We start from the raw sequence: 23,488 nt of genomic DNA on the forward strand, positions 1-23,488 counted from the left end.
AAAGCAAGAACGATACATATAAAGCAAGAACGATACATATCTTAGTAAGACAAAAAGACTAGTGAAATCAGGGGTCTGATTAAACTAGTCTTTAAATTGGTCTCACTTAAAAGATATAATAAATCTCAATTATTAATAAAATCAATCTCAATTATAACCATTACTCACACTCGCCTCTGTTTTTTCCTGACGAGGAATAATCTTGGCAAGGTGGGCCTCCAATGAAAACATCTGCATAGGGTATCTCATTAGTTGTTATATCGTTGATATCACCAACTCGAATATGATTACCTATATTAGCTACATAGCTTTCCGCAGCAGGACGACAAAACTCGTTAGCCCAAATAATTTCAAATGAATCTCTGAAGGATAGATCTAGAAAACCAGCTCCAGAAAACAGTGATGCAATTGTGTACTTCCCTTGAACATTAGGCATTCATTAGCCCTCTTCTCTTTAAAGCTCACTGGCTTTAAAAGAGGGCAACCGACATGGAATACACTTGGGTCGTATTCTACACTTGTGTGAAGCGTCTTAAACCCGGCTTCAATCACTGTAACGGTTTTATGAGGTTCTGAAGAGCCGAAGCAACTCAAGTGTGGCATACTTACCGTGGCACGGAGCTGCTTCGAATCCCTCAACCTGTTAGACAGGGAATGCCAATCGTTTACGTTCCATTCGAATCTCCTTCTGTAGTTCTAGCCAACTACCATCGCGATAACGATCGCGGTCCTCTACTCCACAATCAAAAGATGCTTTCAAATAACATTGGGGTGATCCGTAATATTCACATGTCATACATACGTTTTCCAAAAAAGCATTCGCTTCTTTGATCCGAATAATGTACGTAACTTCTAAACTAAGCACGCCAGCAAAACAGCGATTAACTAATTGTCCATTGACCAACTGATGAGGAATAACTATTGCCCATTGGCTTTCGCAATCACTTAAACTGGTGAAGAAAGGTAGGTGTTTTTTTCTCCCATCAAGCAACCCTTTGTTAAAAAAATCCGTCTTCAGTTTCCCGTCAACTGGAATAAAAATATATTCCGAATCAGCATGTATTAATTTTTGAAATATATGATGCTTCTTGCCCTTACTATTGACATGAACTTCAATTGGCCTTGGTCTACTCATAATAACTATTCACCTCCTGAGTCGTATTAAGGCTTCTACTAATGTTCTTTTCCGATAGATTAAATTTATTTAGAAGCAAACTTGTTGTATTGAAAGCTATACACTGAATCTTCAGCCACTTCAGACCAAAATAGTGTTTCTAATACACTTTCAGGAGCGTTGCCCTGTTGTATAAGATCGTTAAAGACCATTTTTAAGAATGACTCATTTTCAACCAACTTCGACATTTGTTCAACATTAAACACTGGGCTTTCATCCCGCTTATTCATTTGTTCCATCCTTTTAATATGCTCCTTTCAAAATAAAAACCACATTAACCTCCTAAAGAGATTCATGTGGTCTTCTGTAAAAATGTCATTCAAATCTAACAACTAACAAGGATATTCTTAATTTTATCGATCCTATATACTATTCTTTCATAAAACACCTCCCCCTCATCTTTGTAAGCGCAAAAAAAAGCACCTTAAGACGATTAATAGAAGAGAAATTCCTCTTGGATTAATCACCTGAAGGTGCTTTCTTAAACCTTAAATTGACTCTATACCGCCTGGTTGAGTCTAATAATTTCGTGTCATTTTTCATTATTATATATTAAGTGTTTTGGTTTGTCATTAAAGAAAGGAGGCATTTCTGCCTCCATGCATAGGGGTCTTTCAATGAGCTCTACATCACATTCACTTTCTCCTTCCTATCCATTGCCTCTACTCCTATTTATCCAGGTTCTTAAAATTTTGTTTCATTTCTTTCTCTGTTCGTGCTAAGTGTGAGAATCTTACAGGTGCTGGACCTTTAGACATCAGTTCAACTATTTTCTGCATTACATCACCTTGCACTTCTCCAATGATTGTCACGTCTCCTTGTGTGTTTGTAAGAACCTCTCTTTCTTCAGTCTTCATATTTTTTCTCGCCCTCTCTCTAAGATTTAGGAACTGCCTTCAAATTGATTATGCTCTGCTTTATTAAACCATTACCCTCCTAATAACTCCTTATATTAGTTCTTTTCCTATCTTGTACTTTACGGCCAAAAAATATATTGATTAGAAACCTCTATCGACATGTGTGAGCACTACTCTTCCCAATGATACTTAATGAAAGGATCTGCCCCTTCAAACTTATAAAGTATTGGTAACATCTAGCACCTTATAAAGAATAACTACGGCTTGTGCTCTTGTAGCCTTGCCTTTTGGATCCATATGATTATCGAGTACACCGTCAATTATTTTTTCATTAACAGCATGAGCAAGTTCAGATCTTGCCCATTTACTGACATCATTATGGTCTTTAAATTTGTTTAAAAGCGAAGCAATTTCGTTTGATTGCAAGGCATTTGTATTATTTCCTTTTAAAACATGCATTGCTCTAACAGCAATAGCTGCCATTTCCTCTCTGCTTATGTTTCGATCTGGATCGAAAGTATCCAGCGTTATCCCCGTAATTAATCCTAATTTGAATCCTTCATTTATATAGTCATGAGCCCAGAAGGATGAGGAAATATCTTTAAACGAGGCAGCTTGATTTCCTTTTTCGATATTATTATCCCTCAATACCCGTACTAACAATGTAGTGAATTCTGCTCTTGTAATATAACGATTTGGTTTAAATGAGTCATCCCTATAACCATCTACTATTTGTTTTTTGGCCATGAATTCGATAATATCATGTGCCCAATGGTTGCTTATATCGGTGAATCTTTTTATGTAATCCATAACAATGTATGTACCAGCAGATAGATTTTTTGCCTCCTTCTCATCATCTAAAGTCTGGCTTGAAATCACACTCCAACCACTGTTAGTTTCTTTATATACATTCGACTTCCGGTTATCACCAGTACTTACCGTAATTTTCATCTTTAAAGTATACGGTCCAAAGACACTTGCTGTATTTGAAAACTCGCCGGTACCAGCGATTTCGATCGCACTTGTAACCGGTATGAATTCGGATCCAAATCTACTCTTAGAAACCACTCGGCCTACAGTCAATGAGGACTCTGGAAAATTCTTGTTGCCAATAATATTCACTGCCAAAAACGAAAGAGTTGAGTTCTGAGACAGTACTTCAATTTCGATTCCCTTCAAACGAAGCGTCTCTAGAAGATTCTTGGAGAATTTTACAGTAAGCCTATCATCTAAACCCATAAGACTCGCATAATCAATTTTCATTTTTTTCGCTGTTGATGATGCTTTATTTATTTCTTTGATGATTTCAGTGTCGTTGAGTGTAACGATTAAATTACGACTACCATTCAAGCCACGCTGAGATGTTGAGCTTGCACCCTTTCCTTCCGTAACAACAAGTTCACCATTTTTGATTTCTATTAATGTATCTGACCCCAAACTTGTAGAACTCACCTGATTTACATTTGAACCATGGGATAAATCACGCAGTACGTATAAATCATAAGTTTTTTGAGTAATACCATCAGCTGCTGTAACAGTTATTGTAAATATGTTTGTTTGCTTACTATCTAAATACACATTAACAGTATTACTGGCGATCAAATTACCATTCAACTTTACTGTAGATGATAGATCCGATGGTATTAAGGTTAATTGAGCTCCAGAGACACCTTTATCAACGTAACTCATAATATTTGAGTTTGTAATTGTATATTCTTTTTGATTGACTGCTACACTCTTTAACGAAGCGTTCGTACTAATATCAGAACGTCTGACATTGATGGTATATGTTTTTGATACGCCTTCAGAATCTGCAATCAAGACAGTAATGATCGTTGTCTCATTATTTAAAGCAACAATTTGAGTGCTCCCCGATCCAACATTTTTGCCGTTAATCGTAACGCTTGAACCATTCGTTGTAATGGGTGTTACACCGATTTGTCTAACACCTGGGTTAGCTGTGCCATAGTAATTGGTCACTTCAGATGTAAAAAAACGATCTAATGTAAGATTACTAAAAGATAAATCGAATAAATTATCAGAACCTGACTGCTGTCTGGTAATCACAACAACATAGCTTGATGTAAGATTTGTATTCGGGATATGGGTAGAGATATGAATGGTGTTCGTACCATATGAAAGTGAGATCTTCGTATGTCGCAGTTCACCGAGTGGCTCCATGCCATTAATGGTTACTTTTGCATTCTCGTTAATGGGAACAGCCGAAATATTGACAAATGATTGGTTAGATGGAACATAAGCGGAATACAAATAGGTATCGGGATTGAATTCAGGGGATAGTGAAGAAACTTCTGATACGTACAAACCATGTAATCGCGCATCACTTTCATTAGCAGCATTCGTTTGGGTCATCAGAGTGAAGCTTCCAAGAAAAATGGTGAAAAGCACCAGCAATGATACTTTTGATGTTTTTAATATATTAATTAACATATGAATCCCCCTTTGATTTAAGGCTATCGAAGCCGCGTGAGAACCAAATTACTATTAGTATGAGACCGAATGCTACTAAGGATAAAAGCGGGATTGTTATGAAGCCGAACCAATCAATATAGTCAACATTACATGGAACACCTACACTGCACGGAAGCAACTTTCCTATTGAGGAGATTTTTTGACCCAAATAATGATAGATAGCAATAATTAAACCTATGAGGACGAATGGGTATGAAAGCTTGGCAATCATTCTGTCATCTTTCAGAGCCGCATATCCCAAGATCACCGTGAGCGGATACATGCAAATACGCTGAAACCAACATAGCTTGCACGGTTCAAAAAACAATACTTCGCTAAAATAAAGGCTGCCACAAGTAGATATAATGGACACAATCCATGCAAACAGAAAAGAATATCTTTTTAAAATAAGCATTCTGTCGTTATTCCACCTCACTACCAATGGCCTGCTCTATTGCTTCTTTAATTTGCTTATAGGACATGCTCCCTGTCTGAATTAAGGTCCCGTTTACAATCAAAGATGGAGTCTGACGTATTTGCAAGTTACGAGAGAACTCAAGGTCTTCATTTACAATTTCACTAAATACTCCGTTCAATAGAGACTTTTCCATATCATGATAATCAACGTTTACGTTTGCCTGTTTTGCTAATGTGATAAGATAATCAATGGTTGCCCAATTTTCTGATTCATCTCCTTGGTTCTTATAGATCTCTTCAAAATAGGTCCAGAAATCTTCGGGACTATTTTCCAAAACATATTCACTCGCTTCTGCAGCAGTATGAGAATCCGGCCCCAGGAATGGGAAGTTGACGAATTTAAAGTTTGCCTTTCCTGTATCAATAAAATCCCTAACTATCTCAGGATATATATTCATTGCAAAGTACTGGCAACCAGGACATTTAAAATCGCCGAACTCAACTATACTCACAGGTGCATTTGGATCCCCAAGAACCGGCTGAACATCGAAATGGCTCAATGAGACGTTTTCATTAAGAGGTTGCGGATCATTCTTCTTCCCTTTAGCCGCTACCATAGCTACCATTAACGAAAACACTAGAATCACTACTATTACAACTACTACAGACTTCATTCTCATGTTCATTTCTTAATTTCCTCCTCAAAATTAAAAAAGCACGCAGTGAACACACCCCTGCTGGGTGTATTCGACTGGTGCTTCCAGTTTATTTGCCTATGCGATTGTATCAGTTGATCTTACACCATTGAAAAACGAAATAATCCAACCACTTTCCCGATTACTGAAATCGAATCAAAATACATAGGTTTATAATTTTTGTTGCACGGCTGAAGCCGGATACTCTTTTCTTCCAAGTAAAATTTCTTTACAGTAACTTCACCTTCCGGTGTCTTAGCAACAACAATATCTCCATTTTCAGCGATTGTTTGTTTTTTTACAAGTACATAGTCTCCATTGTGAATTCCAGCATCTTGCATACTATCCCCTTTAACTGTCAGAAAAAAAGTCCCATCCGTATTTATCGGAACAGGGAAGAACTCTTCGATGTTCTCGAAGGCCTCTATTGGTGTGCCGGCAGTTACCTTCCCAATTAAAGGAACATTCTTAATTGTGCTCTTATCCAATTGCATTTCTTCTTGTTGTATTAGCTCAATTGCCCTTGGTTTGCTAGGATCTCTCCGGATGAAGCCTTTCTTCTCTAATCTTTCAAGATGTCCATGAACTGTTGAGCTGGAGCAAAGACCTAACGCTTCACCGATTTCACGGACAGAAGGGGGATACCCCCTCAACTTGGCATGCTTTTTTAGAAACTCATAAACTTTTGCTTGAGTACCATGAAGCATTTTATACTCACCTCGGATCCGTTTGTATTATTATAGCCGAACCTTTTCTATTCGAGAAATTGATTTGATTTGTCCTGGATTCGTAAGACGTATTCTGCTTTAGCATTTGAAAATGATCCAAAAATTGTTTTTAAGTAGGATAAAGATCCTTCTCCTCCGGCTTCGGCATATTCTCTTGCAGTAGGTAAGCGTCCTAGTTTCCCAAACATTTCATTCATTTTCTCAAGTACAGATTGTTCCGAGAGAACATACCTACTTGAAAAGTATTCATCAGAGAAAAACAGCTCGTTATGCAAGATTATATTTTGCTCTTTACAAAATAAGTAAAGGACCATTGTCACCAGAGCTGCAAGAGAAGGGGGCTCTTCAGATCCGTAGTGTAAGAGCAATTTATTTTGTACTTGTTGTTTGAGATCGTTCATTTGATCAGTGTTAAGCGAAATCCTTTTTCGCTGAAGCGGGAAATCATCCGAAAATTTTGCTCTTAAACGATAGGAAGATACTTGCCGATTAATTTGATATGGAATTTCCCAATTCCTCAACAAAAGATTCGATGTATATTCTTCAAAGAAGTGAGATATCTTTTTATTTTCACAAGAATTTTTCACGGTATCCCAAAGTTCTGGCAGGATCCACATAGACAGGCATTTCTTCAAGTTACCACACCTCTATTGGAGTATCGCTCATCCAATAATGCTCTTTAGAATTCTTGAATCTCTGTTTATCGTCAAAATATTCCCTGATTTTTTCTGGACTACCTAAACTATTTGTTTCATATTGTAACACATTAAGATGAATGCTATTTTCCGTTGCAATCTGGGTCGCAATATTTACACCATAATTGAATATAAGTTCCCTCTGACCCTGAAATGTAAAAATAGATTCAACGGACCCATCATTGTTTGATACGTCTTCTAAGTTAAGATCAGAATACGCTGGTATTGCTCTCTCCAGTCCACGCTTAGTAGCTACTGTGTGAAATTTCCCAGTTTGTTCAGTGTATTCATTCAAAAGATTTATATATCTATTGAATCCCTTACAATGGGTTACGTCATTTTCTACAGATAGGTTTATACCGCATACTTCAACTAGAGGATCAAAATGCCCACATTTCCGGCATGTTTCATTCATTAATATCACATCCCTACTTTAATTTCTTTCGTACAAATTCAGGAACATGCTTATCACAGTAGTATATTTTCCATTGTGCAGATTCAATAAGCTTCACTTCATCAACAGTTAGAATTTGACCACAGTTATGACATTTCGGATTGTCAGAGTCTTCTTCTTCATTTTCCCGTAAACCCAAGCCGGGATTCGATCCCCATTCTCTGTGTGGAGCAAGGTCAAGCCAGCCAGTTTCAAACATATCCAACGCATGCACCAATGCGCGGCGACCTGCAGCTTTAATTACTTCATCTTTATTTTGAATCTGCTTAGTTCCCTCAGCATAATAGAATTTTTGAGATCCTTGTCCCTCAACGCTTGTACCTAGAATGGTAAGAAGACCTCTCATTTCTAGCAGACCTTCTTCCTCATGTATTATTGGCTTTTCATTTGTTATCCTCCATTTATAGTAACCACCTGCAGCGTAATTTAGTTTTTTGATATATGCCTGCACCGGTATATGTGCACTTCTATCACTTTTATTTTTCTTTTTTACAGTTCCATTCGGGAAGGGCTCTTTAAGTTTTCTCATAATGGTGGCATAGAGTTTATCATATTCATCAAGAGTCAACTCTGGCCCAATAAACTCATTCATTTTATCACCATCCTATTCACTTCCATTTTATAACATGCCTTCAGAAAACACAAGCAGACATAAAATAGACCGGCGTCAAATTGCCGGTCTTTTCTTCTTACTTTTCAGTTGATAATTTTTTGTCTTGATTGAAGGAGTTATGTAAGATGTCCATTTCTTGGCTTATATCAAGCACTTCATCACTTTTCAAACCATGTTCATCTACTGCTGCAACCAACCTTCCTCTCAAAGCCTCGATCTCATCTTTCTTGGACATTGACCATACATCCTTTCTAAAAATCGAAATTTTCTTTATAACATGTTTGTAAGAGAGGGAATTAAATAAGCTGCCAACAACACTAACGGACTGAATATCATCATACCTAATCCTAATCTCTTTCTTTGTGGGTTCTTGGCGGCCGATAACCTCACCAATAAACCAAAATAGAACATAGTAAATACTACTGGCACGGAGATATACCAAACCCCCTTATATAAAGACGGACCAATGGTACCGGCACCATCCACCATACTTTCAACCGTCTCATTCTGTTGATCTTGTGAAAATTCCATCCCACCCAATGAATGGGCTACTAAAGGTGCATACGCAATTAGTAATGCTCCAATACCAAAAACGATAGTAAACACATATCCCATTTTTTTTCGCCTCGGGTTTTTACCAGATGTTAGAAGTAACAAGAAACCTACAATTAGTAATACTGAGAAAATAGGTAACCCTACAATTTGGAGTAATCTGATCAATTGTTCGAACAGAACGTGTAAGCCTCCAAAAATTTCATCCATTAGGATCTTCCCTTCTACTGTTCTTTAATATTGTTCGTAACCATTTCCTAAACTACTCACAAATTCAACATCATTAACTTTCCACCCGCTTATTTGGTCATAGACTACTTGGGTATAAATGATAATTTCTTGAGTGGTTTTAATCTTATTAAAAATCGTAGAAACTTCGAATTTGTTCATAAAGTCAACTTTATTTTTATCTATCGAGGGGTAAATATACGGCTTCAGCTTATCCATTCTAGATGTTACCGATAATTCACTTCCGTTGTCCTCTGGAATTTCGATTCCAGATGGAAGTGTGGCTCTAAAGCCTTCCTCTGTTGTCAAAGGTTTAATATTTTCATATCTCTCCTTCGTTGAACTGTAGGAAAAAAACTTTTCAATAAAATCCTGATTAGCATTCTCAGCTTTTACGATATAATCTTGCTCTTCAATCTGTGATCTCAATTGCTGGGCGTTCAAGAGTTGAGTTATGTTAAGTAGAAACAGAACTAAGATCGATAGTATAATTGCCCATTTTTTCATATATAGTCTCCTTTACTTAACAATTCTTCTATAGCCTAAGAATGGGTACAACTTATTCCAGTTACTTACCGAAGAAATACTGACTCCCTTCGAATTGTTAGCATTGATAAAACTATCATTCCCCAAATACATCCCTACATGTGATGGGAAATCTCCTCTAGTCACCCAGAAAACCAAGTCTCCAGGCTGTGCCTCACTTTCACTTACTGGAACTGTTTTGTTGTATTGGATTGCAGCTGTCCCGTATAAATTAATTCCAAGTTTATTAAAAGCAAATTCAAGAAGACCTGAACAATCAAAACCACCACTGCTTGGCGTTCTTCCACCCCAAACATAAGGGAGTCCCATATATTTACTCATGATATTAAGAGCTTCTTGTACATCGAATATCTGACCATCGGATCCAACCGTCAAGTTGCTCCAATCCGTATAGTAGCGTAAGACATGTTCGACGTAATTAACATCTCCATAACGTGCCCAGCCATATCGGGCTGCCATCATCTCACTGAATTCGATTGCAACTTCTTTAGAATACCCACCACGTTTTTGAGCGTAATCAATAAAACCACCGCCAAAATTGTAAGCTTGCAATGTTATTTTGATATCTCCACCTGCTGATCTAAATACAGAAGCGAAATGTTTGACACCGTACATGATAGAAACCTCTGGATCAATTATTGTATTGGGTGGTAGATTTGCAGACTCTGAAGATTGCATAACGTCCAGATGATTTCCTCCAGATTCCTGCTGAATTACCGCAAGGATAAGGTTAACTTGATCCTCAATGCCGTATATAATCGCATATTTTCGTACAAGTGGTTCCCATCTCATAACTGCTTCGGATACTTTTGCTTGCCCTGCGTATCCTCCAAGGCCATTACCGCTACCGTTTCCACCATACAAATAAGGATTCCAAGTAGGATCAGCCGTTTTAATAAACTCATACACAAGTTTCATATCTTCCTGCTTTATTCCCTGCCCAATAAGCACGCTTTGAAATTTTGGACCATCAATATTAAGAACAGGCTGGAATCTATCATCAACTGTAGTATGCTCGTACTGTCTATAGGACGTAGTAGTGCAATCACCACTTGAGCTGGTACCAGTTTCATCCCATTGATCTGTTTTAGTTTCAGTTCCCCCTGGATAATACCGTTTTAATGGTTTAATATTCATATTTCCGTAGTTAAATGTAGCAGCTGATAATACCTTGTGAGCTGGTCTAGCCGTAGAGGTTATATTTGTCGTAGGGCCTGTGGTGTGGGTGTTTCCCTCTTCATCCGTAGTAGTGCAATATGTTACTGTCTTAATTGTTTCCATGTCATCGGTTATAGTGGAATATGAAAAGGTAGGTTTAAATAATTGAATGAGGTCATCCGGATCATAATCGGAAAGCTTTACTTTCTTATCTTTCACTACAATATGATATCGAACCAAAGCAGCGGGTATACCCCAACTTGGTTTTAAAGTGTTCATCAAGTTGGCTTTCCACGCTGCATTTGCTTCTATATTATTAATTTCTGCTACTGTCTTATCAGCCGCTTTTTTAAACTTTTCCTCATACTGAATATCCGCTTTTTTCTGTGATTCACTTCTGGAGTTTCCACCTAGAAACCAATCGGCAAATGGAATCGCCGAAAGAATTATCGCCACAACTAAGACAACAGCCAAAGCACCCAGCACCCAAGGACCTAATATGGCAAGCAGACTTTTGCCAACAACCAAAATCAATTTTTTTATAAATTCCTTAGCAATTTTTTTCAGGAATTTCAATGCTTTTCCCGCTGCTTTTCTGGCCATTTTCCCAGCGATTTTTTTGCCGGCACCACCTGCTTGACCAGCTGCATCATTTGCTAGATCTTGAGGGTTCATACCTCCACCGTCCAATCATAGAGCATGAGGATGACTGAGAAAAATCCCAACCATCCTCAATCTTGTTTAAAGTACAACCTTATTTTTTGTTCGTGCTCGTTCTCGAACTGCTTGATTTGCTATAGTGCTTAATTTCTTGGTTTGGTTTGTTGGAGGTGTATATTCAGTGCTAGCTTTAGTTTTTCGAGATAATAAGTCAGCCCCCTTATCACTCCAATCCCTTCGATCCGTACCTTTTATGTTGTGTGAGAAGTAGTTGTCAGGCGTAATCTTTGCTGCATCAACCCGGTTATCTTCAAAACGAGAACCATCAGCTCCTCGAATATACGCTCCAGATGTTCGAGCAATATGTTCATTAGAACCTCCAGACATTCCGATAGGCCCTTCGACTGCATTAGGCCCATATGTATGCCCTTGCGAACTCTGCGGCATAGATAATTTATAAGAGCCGTTTGGTTGACGCTCAAATTTCTCGTTATGACCAGGGAATTTATAATCAGCGACACGAGTCTCGCCTTTTTTCAAAGTAGGGTCAGCAGCTCCGTAGTTACTAATACGCTGTTTACCATTAGCCGTTTGAGCATAAAAGGCTGAACCACTGTTGTTCTGTTCCCATGTAACATTTTGTCCGGCATATTTCTGAGCTAATTTAGGCAAGGTCATATCATTCATTCCACCAAACATCTCACTTGCCCCTTGAACACGGCCTCTGCTTGCACCTGAGAACATATGGCCCAGCTTTTGACCGACTGCACCCGCTCCAACTGTGCTACCCAATGCTTCTCCCATGTTTCCCATGAACCGACGACGTTCTCCGAGATGGTTCCACATGTCTGAGAAATTCTCTTTGCCTGTAGATCCCATGCTCCTCATCTTAGTAAAGAAGCCTGAACCTGATGCTGATTGGTAAGCCGACTTAACACCCTCAGGGAAAAATGCAGAAGTGGCCATCATTGAACTGTTTTTAACCCCAGCACTTACATTACGTGCACCTTGCATAGCGCCCTTCACGGCCGTTCCACCCAGCTTTGCACCAACCGCAACACCCGCCGGACCCATAGTTAGACCAACAGCACCCCCGGCAACGGCTCCTACTCCACCAGCAATATTCTTGAACTTTTGCCAACCGGATCCACCTTTAGCTGCCATAGTGAGGGCTGTCATTCCTGCATCACTACCCATATCCGGAGCAGATCCGGACATACTGCCCGATCCAGGAGCCATTCCTCCAGTCATCCCTCCGGTCATTGCTCCTGACATAGCACCACCAGCTCGTTTACCACCCAACATGTTGCCGGCACCTTTTGCTAGCATCATTGCACCGGCTACTGAGCCAGCTCCCATCATAGTAGCTGTTTGCCCAAGTTTGGAACTTGAATCTCCCAAATTAAGCCATCTCGAAATCATGCCGGTTATAGGTATAAACATAATCAATAGACCCAACCTATAGATAGTTGCATAGATTTCAGCTCCGCCCTCTCCAGCAAGACTAGATAACTGGGCAAAGACAAAAATCGTGATTGCGTGTATTGACTGAAGAAAAATATTTCCCGCTAATTCTTTCATCCATGTTCCAAAGAACGCTCTAGTTTTTGCAAAAATCAAACTGTACGCGGCAAATGGTGAAAGTACCACAAGAAAAATAATGATTACTTTTCGTGCGATATAGATGATGTTCAAATACAGAGTGAGTCCAAATTCCGCCAAATAAACAATCGCATTACCCAAATTAAAATTCCCAGCGCTAGCAATCAACGATACTCCGTTTGCATCGGCACCTGTAGCCTTTAAGGTATCGAACATAGAGGAAACGAGTGCAAGATTTATACTCATCATTACTTTGAAAATCAACCAAAAGCTACCCATAAAGAACGCTGAGAGCACCCACATATTTATGTCTGTCCAGAAATCAGCCTTCGCCTGGGGTGAGTATGCTTTTAATCCAAATTTAGCAGCAGAAACCATAATAGCAGCCGTTAGAATGAGAGTATATAATCCGGTTAATAACCCTAAGATCGGATTAATGATTTTTTCCATTTCACCTACACTAAAAATCCCGTAATTGAGGGTCCCAGAATCTCCATATGGATTGCCAAATATTAATGTTGGTAAGCTACTAATATGAACAGCATTGAAAAGACTTAGAATAAACCCCAGCATGATTCCATCTGTAAGGCTTGCGTCCTCTTTATCCTTTTTCATTTGCTCTAACTTTTCATCACTGAAAAGTTTGCCTTCACCATCAACCGAAGTTGTACCTGGTGGCATCAACAATCCAGTATCAGTAGCTGCAAAGGCCATACTTTGCAGTAGGAAGACTGAGAGGATCACGGCGAGCAAAACTATTGAAACAGTGCGTTTCACTTAGGCCACTTCCTCTCCTTCAACCTCTTTCAATTTAAGCGAGTGTTCTAAAAAATCGATCATCTCTTCTCTTGATCGTACCCGTTTTGTACCAGTACCTGGCCCATCGCCTCCTGGTCCAGGACCCATTTGGATGTTTTGGTTCGTATTAAGATATGGCCATTCTTCTGGTGTAGGCTCTGATCTGAAGCTCACGATCTGCTTTCCGGCTTTCATGATTACATCTCCAGTACTTGCCGTGCGTATCATATTGCCAACATCATCAGACAATCGATACGTATCCAAAATAGGCTTAATATCTTGATCAGATTGTTTTAAGAAGCACACGGTTTCAAACTGGGCGACAACATCCCTTGCAGCCTCTGTACGATCAAACATCTCATAACGCTGACTAACAAGAGTAAGAGATACATTCCATTTACGGCCACGCGCACTCAATTGCTTAAGCCATTCCATCATCGTACTGTACTTGATCATCATCCAGGCTTCGTCAATAATGACCCGCTTTTTAGCTTTTGGATTTGAGACAATGAATCTATTCCATACCCATGTCATCAAAACGTGTTGAGCTAGCGGTCTTTCGATTCCGTTTGCACTTAGTTTCGAGATATCAAAGTTGATAACAGGAGCATCATCGAGGGAAACACCCGAATCTGCAATAATCTGAGTTTGACCGTCAAACATTCCAAACGCCTTATTTTTGGTAAACAAATGTACAATTGTACACAGTTCTTTTAGGTCTTCGTAGCCATTATCACGAATTTCTTCGAGCATCTTGTGCGTTTCAGAAATAGTTGGCATTTCAATATACTTGCGACGATACGTTATTCTTCCATTTTCATCGATATCTTCCTCGTTCTGATAAATGGATTCCGGATCTTCAGTGATGCCTCTTGATGTGAATTGCTCCTCTAGAACATCACTTAATACACCAATTTCAATCGGGGTCAAACCTCTCGCATCAGGTGTCAATGACTCCTTCATGACCTTATAGAATTCTAGAAGTTCTGTTATTTTTTCCGGGACATTAATTCGTTCAATCGTATATTCATTTTCATAACCTTGATTGATAATTTCTTTCTCTGGGAAAATATCATAAGGGTTAATACGACTTGCTTGATTAGATTTAGATGGATATATTGGAATGACTATACCACCTAGTGCTTTTGTAAGTGCGATATACTCAGGTTCACAGTCAATAATGACATTTTTCTCAATCCCATCCATAAACCCGCGTCCAATGATCTGTTTTACGAGTACCGACTTACCAGACCCTGACACACCAAAGATCCCCATACTATAATTGCTAAGACTAGTATCAAAGTTGTTATAATACACATACTCTCTTCCGTAACGACCTATTGGAAATCCGCCTTGATGATTAAGTTTAGAGCTTGCATGAGGGAAAATTGCAGTTAAAGAAAGTTGATCCAAATTTCGGTCTGTCTTCTCCAAATAGTTCTTCCCTAGCGGCAAACATGACAGAAACCCTTCTTTCTGACGGCCATATGAGTTAATGATCTCGATTGATTCACCACCAAGATCCCGTTCAATCTCTCGTGATTTAGCGTTCAAATCATTCAGAGTATTGGCAAAGACTGTTCCCTGAACTGATACGTAATAGAGGCCATTTTGATTATTCTTAATCTGCCTTTGTAAAAACTTTGCATCATCACGTTTTTGCATTGCATCTTCGATTTTCGCGCCTTCATTACGGTTGGCTGCAGAATAAACGACGGTTTCAAATTCATCTATTTTCTTCTGCAACTTCTTAATGGCAGCATTCCGATCTAATGGTTCAATATGAACCGAAACATCCATGTCATCTCCTGCAAACAATCCCTCTAGCCAACCTATGCGAACCGTTCGTGGATAGCCAGAAGGTTTTACAAAGAAGGACCTTCCGTACTTTACATCACCAAGGCCAGTCTGGATAACGAAATGGTCCTTTTCAAAAGTGATACCATCGTTCGTGAGATTATCCATCATACTGGGGAAATATAAATCTCTTGAGTCTCCTTTATTCTTATCCTTCTCTAGAGAAATCTGCTCTTCTGTTGAAGATTCATTCTTCTTTGGTGAATTCTTTCGATTAAATAGCCTCTTGAACATAACCACGCACCTCCTCTACATCATTTACAAGGTCCTCATATCCTGGCAGGGTTGTAGGATCGATCGTTACATATAAAGAACTAAGTTTTTCACGATCCGCAACATCATCAATGGGGTTAACGACCATACGATCTCGATTGAGTGCGCGTTTTAACACTTCCATGGCTCTTAAGCTATCCAAAATCTCGGATTGAATATCGCATTGTTTAAGCATCTGAACAATAGTCCATGCCCTTTGATAGAGCTCATCTTGGATATCTTTTGCTCTGTCTTCAGGAGATAAAGCGCCCATTCTACCGGTTTGTGGTACATAAGAAACCACATAGTATGTCTTCCGGGTAATACGAAACTCTTCCTGAGATCGCTCTTTAATGTGTTGAATAACGGAGTTGTTGTAACCGCGAGTGTGTGTATTACATTTCTTTAAATTGATCTCAAACCGTTCTTCTTCTCGACGGAGGTCTTGGGTTACGGCTTGTCCAAGAATTTGCACTGGAAATCTGATAACTCGATACAGAGAACTGTAACCGAGAATGATGGCTTGTCTGGCACCTTCCGAAAGTAGATCATAATTTACTGAGTCTGAAGATACGATGAGACAATACTCGTTATGTTTTTTCTCGAAAATACCGGCCTTTACATCTTCTAAAGAAAGCATATCTATAATTCGCTCAGAACCTTTTTTTAGCTTGACATTCCCCGAAGGAGAAGTTTGATTTTGACCCGTTTCTTGCATATGCTGTTTTCTCGCCCAACCGAAAACCGGTTCATTTCGATCCATTCTTTTCTTGGCAAAGATTAGAAAGACAAGTGTCAATCCCAGTAGTACCATCGTGCATGTAATTAAAATATCAAAACCATCCATCAATGAACCCCCTACCGCTTTCATTATTTACAAGGATTGATACGTTTTTTGTGACTTGGCGAATTTCCATCTAACTTTCACATAATCGCTTAAATACATCTCGTATCTGTCAAGCTTAAAATAAGCCAACAAAACTGCAATTCCTGTCACGATTAGAAACAGTATGATCCGAGTAATGAAATCTGCTAGTCCACTTATAAATGGGACGGTCCCCCACATAATGAAAGCAATCATTAGAAATCCTACAGGAACGACAAGAAAAAATTGCCTCAGTGAGAATAACGCTAGTACGCTTTTCTCCTCTTGAGTAATATCGATTGGCACAAGTATTTCACCCATTTACTACACCCCCATAGAAAAACATTTCGGGCGGCTTATAACCCCACCCGAAATGCCAAATAATTAGCAGGCTGCTCCACCCTGAGCAAGCTGCGCGATCGCTCCTGCGAACTTATAGCCTCCAAAGAAAACAAAGGCTCCACAGAAACACCCTATCAGGGCTGTCCAGTAAGTGCTTCGTTTCTGTGCACTTATGGAACCAAAAATGATCATAATTGCAATAATCATGACAGCCAGTGTGAATAACAATCCGCCAGCACCGCCGATGATTTTGATAACAGACTTCAATGTATCTGTGATCGTTTGATCCGCCGTTCCAGTACCTTTTCCGAATGTATCCGAGCAGCTTACATCACCTGCGCCTCCTGTAGCTGCAAACGCACTCATTGGTGCTATCACAGCCATGCAAAGCGTCAGGAAAAACAAAACAACTAAAACCTTTTTTTTCACCCTTACCATGCTCCCCTCGGGATTATTTTGATACTTATTGCAAAAAAGCCCACGATCACTCCTTTCCGAAAACGCAAAAAAAGCACAGCCCAATTCAGGTCAGTGCTGACCTAAAATAGGCGGTGCTTCCGCTCTACGAAAATATGATATTTGGAAAAAGCAGGAGTGTATCCTGTCTACAATTATCTTTGCTTCACAATCTTTTGTCAAGCTAGAATCTTTTGAAATGCTGTTCGATTCGTACCGTTATCGTGATGTCCACGATGTCGCCATTTTCATCTAGAAACAATTGCAAGTTAATGGTGGCGTAATCAAGTGGCTTCCACTTTTTTAATCGCTCCTCAGTTTTACGGAGTAACAATTCTAGTCCTTTACGAGAGAATACAACGTTAGTTACATTTTCATCTAATAGACTGACCTTACGGATCTGGATGTTTTTTTGAAGTTGACCCCCACGCACGTCGTACTCTATTTCGCCATTCCCATTAGGGAAATCATTGAACAATTTTTGATTATAATCACCAATCATACAGAGCCGGATTTGCTCGATTAATTTATCATTGTTCAAAATTTCGTCTCCGCTTCTTCTATGTTTGTATGCAGACATTCGCTCAACTCCTCTTAAGATAAACTGCGTATTTCTGATAATATTATGTAACTCATGATGATTGATGAATGTTCATTTGAATGTTCATTCTTCCCTTTGATGTCATTTTACTACAAGAATCATCAACTTGTCGATAGATAAAATGGGAAAATATAACTAGGTGGACATGAGGCGAAAGACTTGTTTATCCGCTTCTTTTAGCCTAATTTTCGAAATTAGGCTAAAAGAAGCGAGGGAACTTCGACAATTCCCTTGCAACTTACTACAGTACTTCTTTCTTTGTTTCTTTGAGTTGAACGATCTCTTCAACCATAAATGCATTGTCATCAATAAAAAAACCATTAACTAAGATCACTTCTCCCTCTAACTCTTCTGTTAGACCTAGACCTCTAATTTGAATCGAGGCGTTGTTATAAGTCAGGAACATGGTTCCATCCTCAGAGAAGCTAACTCTTCCCATCATTACATCTATTTCATTGTTTGTTGCTCCAATTGATGGAGTTGTTGTGATTTGGTCTGCGAAAACTTCTCCATATCTCTTCCGAATCGCACTGTATTCTTTTTTAGGTAAAGGGGAATTTTGACCAGGAAATTCAATCAAATTGTCTGCTATTGGAGGCGGAACATCTGCGTCACGTAAGGTTTCTAACATTCGATCAATATCATGATCCTCTATAGAAACTGTATTCATTTTGAATCCGGCCGCATCTGAACCATCATATGCTTCAAGAGGTGTGCTAGTAGCATCCTTATCCATCTCAGCACCAATCTCTCCCAACAATTTCATAAGACCCGTTTCAACTTCAGGTGTGAGTGAAGAAACTTCTGGCTTAATCGACTCAGCTTGTTGATCAATAACAACATCCTCATCTATTGATGTTGGTTGGGAAAGAGTAAATGATGGCCAACTGCTGATTTCATGCTCACTTTCAAAATTTAGATGATTGTCATTTTTACTATTCATGCTGGGACTCCTGTCAACGGTGATGTTATTTGTAGTGAGTCCACTACAAAATCCAACAATTGCAGGAATTCCAACGATCGCGAGTATAATCAGAACAGCCATTGGTCGTCCTCCTACATTTGCCAGATAATCAACAATACTGCCACAAATAATATGGACATGAATAGACCTACCACGACCATCATTTCTTGGAATATCCATAACACTCTTTGCTTGAACGCTCTAGCTTTTGCTATGGAGCGGAGCAAATTCGTTGGTCGGGAATGGTTAATACGCAATTCCTGTAATAAATAATGTCTTTGAAGGTCACTTAAACCATGATCCATCGATTCGTACTTTGCATTAACCCATGTCGCTCTACTCATTAGTAAAACCTCCCAATTTGAGGTCCACTTCTTTTTCATTATAAGAACATACGTTCTTATAGTCAACAAAAGAAATGGCCGCTTTAAATACAAAGAGATGCTCTGCTAGAACAGAAGAGCATCTCAAAGATTCGTAAATAAAAAACCCCCAAAAGTGGAAATGTGTCAAAAAAACACAAATACACCTTTGGGGGTGAATGACTAGTTAAAATGAACCCTCATAAGTCGCTTGACGGAGGGCAAATTAAGCATTGTTTATATATACATTTTACCACCGCTACAATCTGATGACAAGCGATGACAATTAAACCATCACTTTGGACTTATTACCTGCATTAATTCCATTGACCTTATAAGGAGTAGTTGCCATTTGGATGTCAGGCTCCTCATCTGAACCAATTGTGATTGGTTTATTGCCCGGATCTTTGATATAAAGTGTAATTTCATCCTCTGCCTCAAAAAACTTTACGCATTCAAGCAATTTTTCTGCATTCACAGCAAAGGACCATTTAAGCCCTTCAACAGTTGCTCCCAATTGCTGCTCCAAGACATTTGGAACAACTGCAAATACCAGATTTTTCCTCGTCTCAAATTTCACTAATTTTGCTCCTGTATCAACAATTTTCAAAACCCTGGAACACAGCTCCATAAGCTCAGGACGATCAAATATATACTTACACTCTACATTGTGATCGTAAATCTTATCGATCTCAGGATATTTTCCGTTCAGAACTCGGCATACACAAGTTGTATCCGGTGTCTGAAAAATTACCAAGCTCGCTTGCTCGTTAATTCCAACTTCCACTTCACAGTCAGAAGGAATGAGATTAGAAATACCATGTAAATAAGACGTGTCAATTATTACATCCTTCTCTAGCCACTTATAATCTCTTGAAATAAAAGTGACTGAGTTATGACGGTCAGTCGCACGTAGAATGCAGTGACCTGAGGTATTCTGAGATATCATGATTCCAGAGAGAACAGGTGAATTTCTAGCGTCATTGCTTGATGATTTTACAGTAAAACCCTTAAACTTGTTTACAAGATGAGATAACACCTTTGGACCCCAGAGCACCTTTTCTTCTGGCAGAGGGACTTCTAGAAATTCTGTTTCCTCATTAAGGACAGTAACCGTCATCTCACTTCGTCTTCCGTTACTCCCCCAAACCAACTGCAGAAACTGTCCGTTCCCTTTTCGGATAAAGTTCACTTCGATTTCTTCTTGACTCGGCAAAGCTGCAACCTTGATAGCAAGCTCCTTCATACTCGTCGCTGCAAAGAAATCCCCCTTAACCTCAGCACTAATTCGTTTCTCAGCTGAAAGATCAAGTGAAGTGAAGTAGAAGGATACTATATCGTTACCGATATTCTTAATGTATACATTCCTATCACCTATACCTGAGTCCTTTACACTCTTTGCCATGGCTGATACAACAGCTTGAATCACACTCGATTTAATCTTAAACATATCCATTCCTCCTAATTAGTAGAATCATCAAAATAAAATTTAGTGCAGCTAACTTCACCAATTTGGACGCAAAAAAGCCCTGCGAATGACATAAGCAATGTATGCTTGAGTCACCCACAGGGCGTATTTCAACAAGTAAATTCCTCTTTATGCCGCATGGCAAGAGGCTTTCAAAAAATATAACTAACTCTATAATAGAAGAATCCAATCCTGATTTCAAGCCAATTTATAACGAATTGCAGAATAGGTTTGGAAATTGCCCATTATCTTTAAAAAGACAAGATTACCATCTGATCTCTATTTAGTGAATATCTAAAGATCATTGACTACACTTGGATTTCTCATAGAGCCTCTCGCTCCTTCCCAATTTTGTATTAATCCAGATGAACTGTTCTCCTTCGCCATCACTGATATTCCTTAATTTATGTTAGAATGAATTAAGGCCACTAAAGGATGTGAGAATATGAAAATGGAGCCTCAAAAAGTATTGTTTTCAGGCTACACCCACTCAGGTAAGAGTTTTCGAATTAACACTGATCTACTCAAAAACATCCTGAATCCAATTCTAGGTATTAGTTCTTACAAAGCCATCGAGCTAACAGGTAGCCGAAATGAAATCCGTAAGTAATCTTCCCCGAAAAGGTTTGGGCATATCGCTCGATCCTTTTTTGTTTTATTAGTGTCTTATACCCCTCGGTATAAGTGTACTGTGGTTTTCCCACGCTCCGACTACTACTAGAACTCCGTTACCATATGGGATATTCAGAGGCCATAACCCTGTTGCGTTTATCCCTCATAGCCAAAGATGGCCGTCCCACTTAGGTAATCCCCATTTAGTACGATTAGGAACATAGCTTGTGTAATGTCGGATATGACTTTCGTTCTTTAACCCTTATTGGGCTTGGGAGGCCTCGGCTCGTGAGGACTGTGCCAAACAATCAGACACTGTCTCAGATGCCACTCTCAGATGCCACATACCGTTTCAACTACGTTTCGATACGGACGATGTTAAATCCCCTCGAACTATCATTCAAGCAATACAGCCTTTATCCTCGTTTACACTTTTCACCTTGGTATTCTGCTTCATCTGAGTAGTTTTGACGGCTTATACCTTTAATCACATGCTACAGTCCCCGCTCTGGTTTCCCCGAGCAAGTAAGTGATTGGTGACGGGATGATGAATATGAGCTTTTCCCGCAGCCTTGCCAAAGGCTGAATTCCTAATCGCCCTTATAGGCGCACTTGTTTAACAATGCCAGATATCAATGACATCGTTTTCCCCATATAGCTTCATCTGATAATTCCAGAACAGTTCTTTCTCTGAAAGGTTATAAAGATACATAATAGGTGCCGGCAGCACTCTTGGATGTAATCCTTTCGTCATGATAAACTCTCGGACTGTCTGGCCGTTATCATATCCAGATAACTTAATTCCGACCACCTTGTTCCATAAGGTTGATGCTTCACAAGCTCGTCTAGCATCTTCCGGATCGATTCGAAAAAGAACAGTGTTTACTGAGGATTTCATAATTAAAGAAGCGATGGTGATCTCTTCATCAATAAGTCCAACATATTTTTTTATAGAATCTGGAATCTCTCCTGGTTGGTTGCCTGATCTAAGAATAAATCTCCGTGACTCTTCAATTGTTTTATCTTTGATAATGCTCCAATATATACGCTCCCAGTTTGTTACTTCTGGTTCAATAATATCTTCACCGGCAGCAATATAAGATTCTACAAATTGTTGTGCATCGGCTAAGTTACAGATCTCAGGTCTACACACTATTACAGTGACGTTATTCCAGTAATCCGTAATGTTCGAGGATCCGGATGATGCAGTTACTGGTTGCCAATAGTATGGAACAGCATAACCAGTTTTACGTTTAGACTTTTCAAATGTACTCCATATATCTTTCTCACCGCCGCCAAAATCAATTGTTACATAATAGATAAAACGATGTTCAGCTTTAGGATCAGGATTTAGTACATTAAGATTTTTAATTACATCTAAGGAAACTCCGCTTTCCTCTGCCAAGTAGTACCTAGGATCAACAACAAGATTAGGAATGGTTGTCTCGGTATGATTCAATCTATACTCTGCATCTAATACCAGTGCTCCTTCGTATTGGATCTTTTCAGGTCGGATGTCTGTCTCATCTCCGTCCCATCCAAGTTCTTCAGACCAAACTTTTTTTATGTATTCTATATCATCCGGAGTAACAAATTCCATTTCTGCCTCAGCTTGATAATGAAGAACATTTTTCAACAAAAAAATTCGGGCTTCTAAGGAATAGCTCCCAAGGGCAAGATCCGGATATGCGGGTAACCCGTCAAGACAAACTGGTTCGTAAGAAAATTCTTCTTTCTCTTCATGAACAGTGAAAATATCAAGTTGTTCTTGAGCTTCGTATCTCTCCCCTGTAAATGGGCTTATTGTATCAAGACGTTTTATTCTCGACTTCCGTATCGGCTCTCGTAATCTAGCGTCATACATAGATCTTTGTATCAAAGCTCTAAGCTCAGATACAGGAAATGCCCATGCTTCATTGTTTGATTTGAAATTGTTATTTGGTATTAAAGTTGTGTTCTGAAGTTATTGATTTTTCTGAGTTTATCATAATTCAGTTATAATACTGATATATAGTTGTGTGCTAGAATTCTGAGGATTCTGACTTAGACTACTGGTAGTT

25 protein-coding genes are annotated in these 23,488 nt (G+C 39.1%); all 25 read right to left on the bottom strand.

The features are described from left to right. Nucleotides 1–160: 160 nt before the first annotated feature. On the bottom strand, nt 161–436 hold the full coding sequence (locus tag ACPV3A_RS35540; protein ID WP_063477390.1) for a DNA cytosine methyltransferase: 276 nt from the start codon (nt 434–436) through the stop codon (nt 161–163). A gap of 207 nt (nt 437–643) precedes the next feature. Then, nucleotides 644–1,135: a hypothetical protein gene (locus tag ACPV3A_RS35545; RefSeq protein ID WP_063477391.1), complete on the bottom strand. Its 492-nt coding sequence runs from the start codon at nt 1,133–1,135 to the stop codon at nt 644–646. A 65-nt stretch (nt 1,136–1,200) separates the two neighbouring features. Then, complete coding sequence (locus tag ACPV3A_RS35550; protein ID WP_063477392.1) at nt 1,201–1,413, bottom strand: hypothetical protein; 213 nt, start codon at nt 1,411–1,413, stop codon at nt 1,201–1,203. Between the two features lie 429 nt (nt 1,414–1,842). Continuing rightward, complete coding sequence (locus ACPV3A_RS35555) at nt 1,843–2,031, bottom strand: hypothetical protein (protein ID WP_063477393.1); 189 nt, start codon at nt 2,029–2,031, stop codon at nt 1,843–1,845. Between the two features lie 216 nt (nt 2,032–2,247). Beyond that, the gene (locus ACPV3A_RS35560) at nt 2,248–4,482 is read right to left on the bottom strand and encodes an S-layer homology domain-containing protein (protein ID WP_063477394.1); all 2,235 of its coding nucleotides are present in this window, start codon (nt 4,480–4,482) and stop codon (nt 2,248–2,250) included. Next, nucleotides 4,472–4,918: a disulfide oxidoreductase gene (locus ACPV3A_RS35565; protein WP_063477395.1), complete on the bottom strand. Its 447-nt coding sequence runs from the start codon at nt 4,916–4,918 to the stop codon at nt 4,472–4,474. The genes ACPV3A_RS35560 and ACPV3A_RS35565 overlap by 11 nt, the downstream gene beginning before the upstream one ends. A 7-nt stretch (nt 4,919–4,925) precedes the next feature. Continuing rightward, nucleotides 4,926–5,606 carry a DsbA family protein gene (locus ACPV3A_RS35570; protein WP_063477396.1) on the bottom strand — a complete coding sequence of 227 codons (681 nt, stop codon included), beginning with the start codon at nt 5,604–5,606 and terminating at the stop codon, nt 4,926–4,928. A 110-nt stretch (nt 5,607–5,716) separates the two neighbouring features. Next, nucleotides 5,717–6,322 (bottom strand): transcriptional repressor LexA, encoded by a 606-nt coding sequence (gene lexA, locus ACPV3A_RS35575; RefSeq protein WP_063477397.1) that lies wholly within the window; start codon nt 6,320–6,322, stop codon nt 5,717–5,719. A gap of 47 nt (nt 6,323–6,369) precedes the next feature. Continuing rightward, nucleotides 6,370–6,978, bottom strand: coding sequence for a hypothetical protein (locus tag ACPV3A_RS35580; protein ID WP_063477398.1), 609 nt, complete (start codon nt 6,976–6,978; stop codon nt 6,370–6,372). A gap of 1 nt (nt 6,979) precedes the next feature. Beyond that, the gene (locus ACPV3A_RS35585; RefSeq protein ID WP_063477399.1) at nt 6,980–7,453 is read right to left on the bottom strand and encodes a hypothetical protein; all 474 of its coding nucleotides are present in this window, start codon (nt 7,451–7,453) and stop codon (nt 6,980–6,982) included. A 13-nt stretch (nt 7,454–7,466) separates the two neighbouring features. Next, the gene (locus tag ACPV3A_RS35590) at nt 7,467–8,084 is read right to left on the bottom strand and encodes a hypothetical protein (RefSeq protein WP_063477400.1); all 618 of its coding nucleotides are present in this window, start codon (nt 8,082–8,084) and stop codon (nt 7,467–7,469) included. 97 nt (nt 8,085–8,181) lie between these two features. Beyond that, the gene (locus ACPV3A_RS35595) at nt 8,182–8,340 is read right to left on the bottom strand and encodes an aspartyl-phosphate phosphatase Spo0E family protein (RefSeq protein ID WP_082834222.1); all 159 of its coding nucleotides are present in this window, start codon (nt 8,338–8,340) and stop codon (nt 8,182–8,184) included. 35 nt (nt 8,341–8,375) lie between these two features. Then, the gene (locus tag ACPV3A_RS35600; protein WP_063477401.1) at nt 8,376–8,867 is read right to left on the bottom strand and encodes a hypothetical protein; all 492 of its coding nucleotides are present in this window, start codon (nt 8,865–8,867) and stop codon (nt 8,376–8,378) included. A gap of 24 nt (nt 8,868–8,891) precedes the next feature. After that, nucleotides 8,892–9,392, bottom strand: coding sequence for a hypothetical protein (locus ACPV3A_RS35605; RefSeq protein WP_063477402.1), 501 nt, complete (start codon nt 9,390–9,392; stop codon nt 8,892–8,894). A 12-nt stretch (nt 9,393–9,404) separates the two neighbouring features. Next, the gene (locus ACPV3A_RS35610; protein ID WP_063477403.1) at nt 9,405–11,264 is read right to left on the bottom strand and encodes a bifunctional lytic transglycosylase/C40 family peptidase; all 1,860 of its coding nucleotides are present in this window, start codon (nt 11,262–11,264) and stop codon (nt 9,405–9,407) included. Between the two features lie 66 nt (nt 11,265–11,330). Next, the gene (locus tag ACPV3A_RS35615; RefSeq protein ID WP_063477404.1) at nt 11,331–13,628 is read right to left on the bottom strand and encodes a hypothetical protein; all 2,298 of its coding nucleotides are present in this window, start codon (nt 13,626–13,628) and stop codon (nt 11,331–11,333) included. Further along, complete coding sequence (locus ACPV3A_RS35620) at nt 13,629–15,740, bottom strand: VirB4 family type IV secretion system protein (protein ID WP_063477405.1); 2,112 nt, start codon at nt 15,738–15,740, stop codon at nt 13,629–13,631. Next, nucleotides 15,721–16,605, bottom strand: coding sequence for a hypothetical protein (locus ACPV3A_RS35625; protein WP_063477406.1), 885 nt, complete (start codon nt 16,603–16,605; stop codon nt 15,721–15,723). Before ACPV3A_RS35625 ends, ACPV3A_RS35620 begins: the two co-directional genes overlap by 20 nt. 27 nt (nt 16,606–16,632) lie before the next feature. Then, the gene (locus ACPV3A_RS35630; protein ID WP_063477407.1) at nt 16,633–16,944 is read right to left on the bottom strand and encodes a PrgI family mobile element protein; all 312 of its coding nucleotides are present in this window, start codon (nt 16,942–16,944) and stop codon (nt 16,633–16,635) included. A 63-nt stretch (nt 16,945–17,007) separates the two neighbouring features. Next, on the bottom strand, nt 17,008–17,403 hold the full coding sequence (locus ACPV3A_RS35635; RefSeq protein ID WP_076153495.1) for a TrbC/VirB2 family protein: 396 nt from the start codon (nt 17,401–17,403) through the stop codon (nt 17,008–17,010). Between the two features lie 202 nt (nt 17,404–17,605). Next, a complete protein-coding gene (locus ACPV3A_RS35640; protein WP_063477409.1) occupies nt 17,606–18,001 on the bottom strand; it encodes a hypothetical protein in 396 nt (131 codons plus the stop codon). Nucleotides 18,002–18,263: 262 nt separating this feature from the next. After that, a complete protein-coding gene (locus tag ACPV3A_RS35645; RefSeq protein WP_063477410.1) occupies nt 18,264–19,067 on the bottom strand; it encodes a hypothetical protein in 804 nt (267 codons plus the stop codon). An 11-nt stretch (nt 19,068–19,078) separates the two neighbouring features. Further along, on the bottom strand, nt 19,079–19,330 hold the full coding sequence (locus tag ACPV3A_RS35650) for a hypothetical protein (protein ID WP_063477411.1): 252 nt from the start codon (nt 19,328–19,330) through the stop codon (nt 19,079–19,081). Between the two features lie 304 nt (nt 19,331–19,634). After that, nucleotides 19,635–20,798, bottom strand: coding sequence for a hypothetical protein (locus ACPV3A_RS35655; protein WP_063477412.1), 1,164 nt, complete (start codon nt 20,796–20,798; stop codon nt 19,635–19,637). 1,246 nt (nt 20,799–22,044) lie between these two features. Then, nucleotides 22,045–23,292 (bottom strand): hypothetical protein, encoded by a 1,248-nt coding sequence (locus tag ACPV3A_RS35660; RefSeq protein ID WP_063477413.1) that lies wholly within the window; start codon nt 23,290–23,292, stop codon nt 22,045–22,047. Nucleotides 23,293–23,488: the final 196 nt, after the last annotated feature.

The organism is Paenibacillus sp. Dod16 (assembly GCF_049893405.1).
Classification (GTDB): Bacteria; Bacillota; Bacilli; order Paenibacillales; family Paenibacillaceae; genus Paenibacillus_AQ.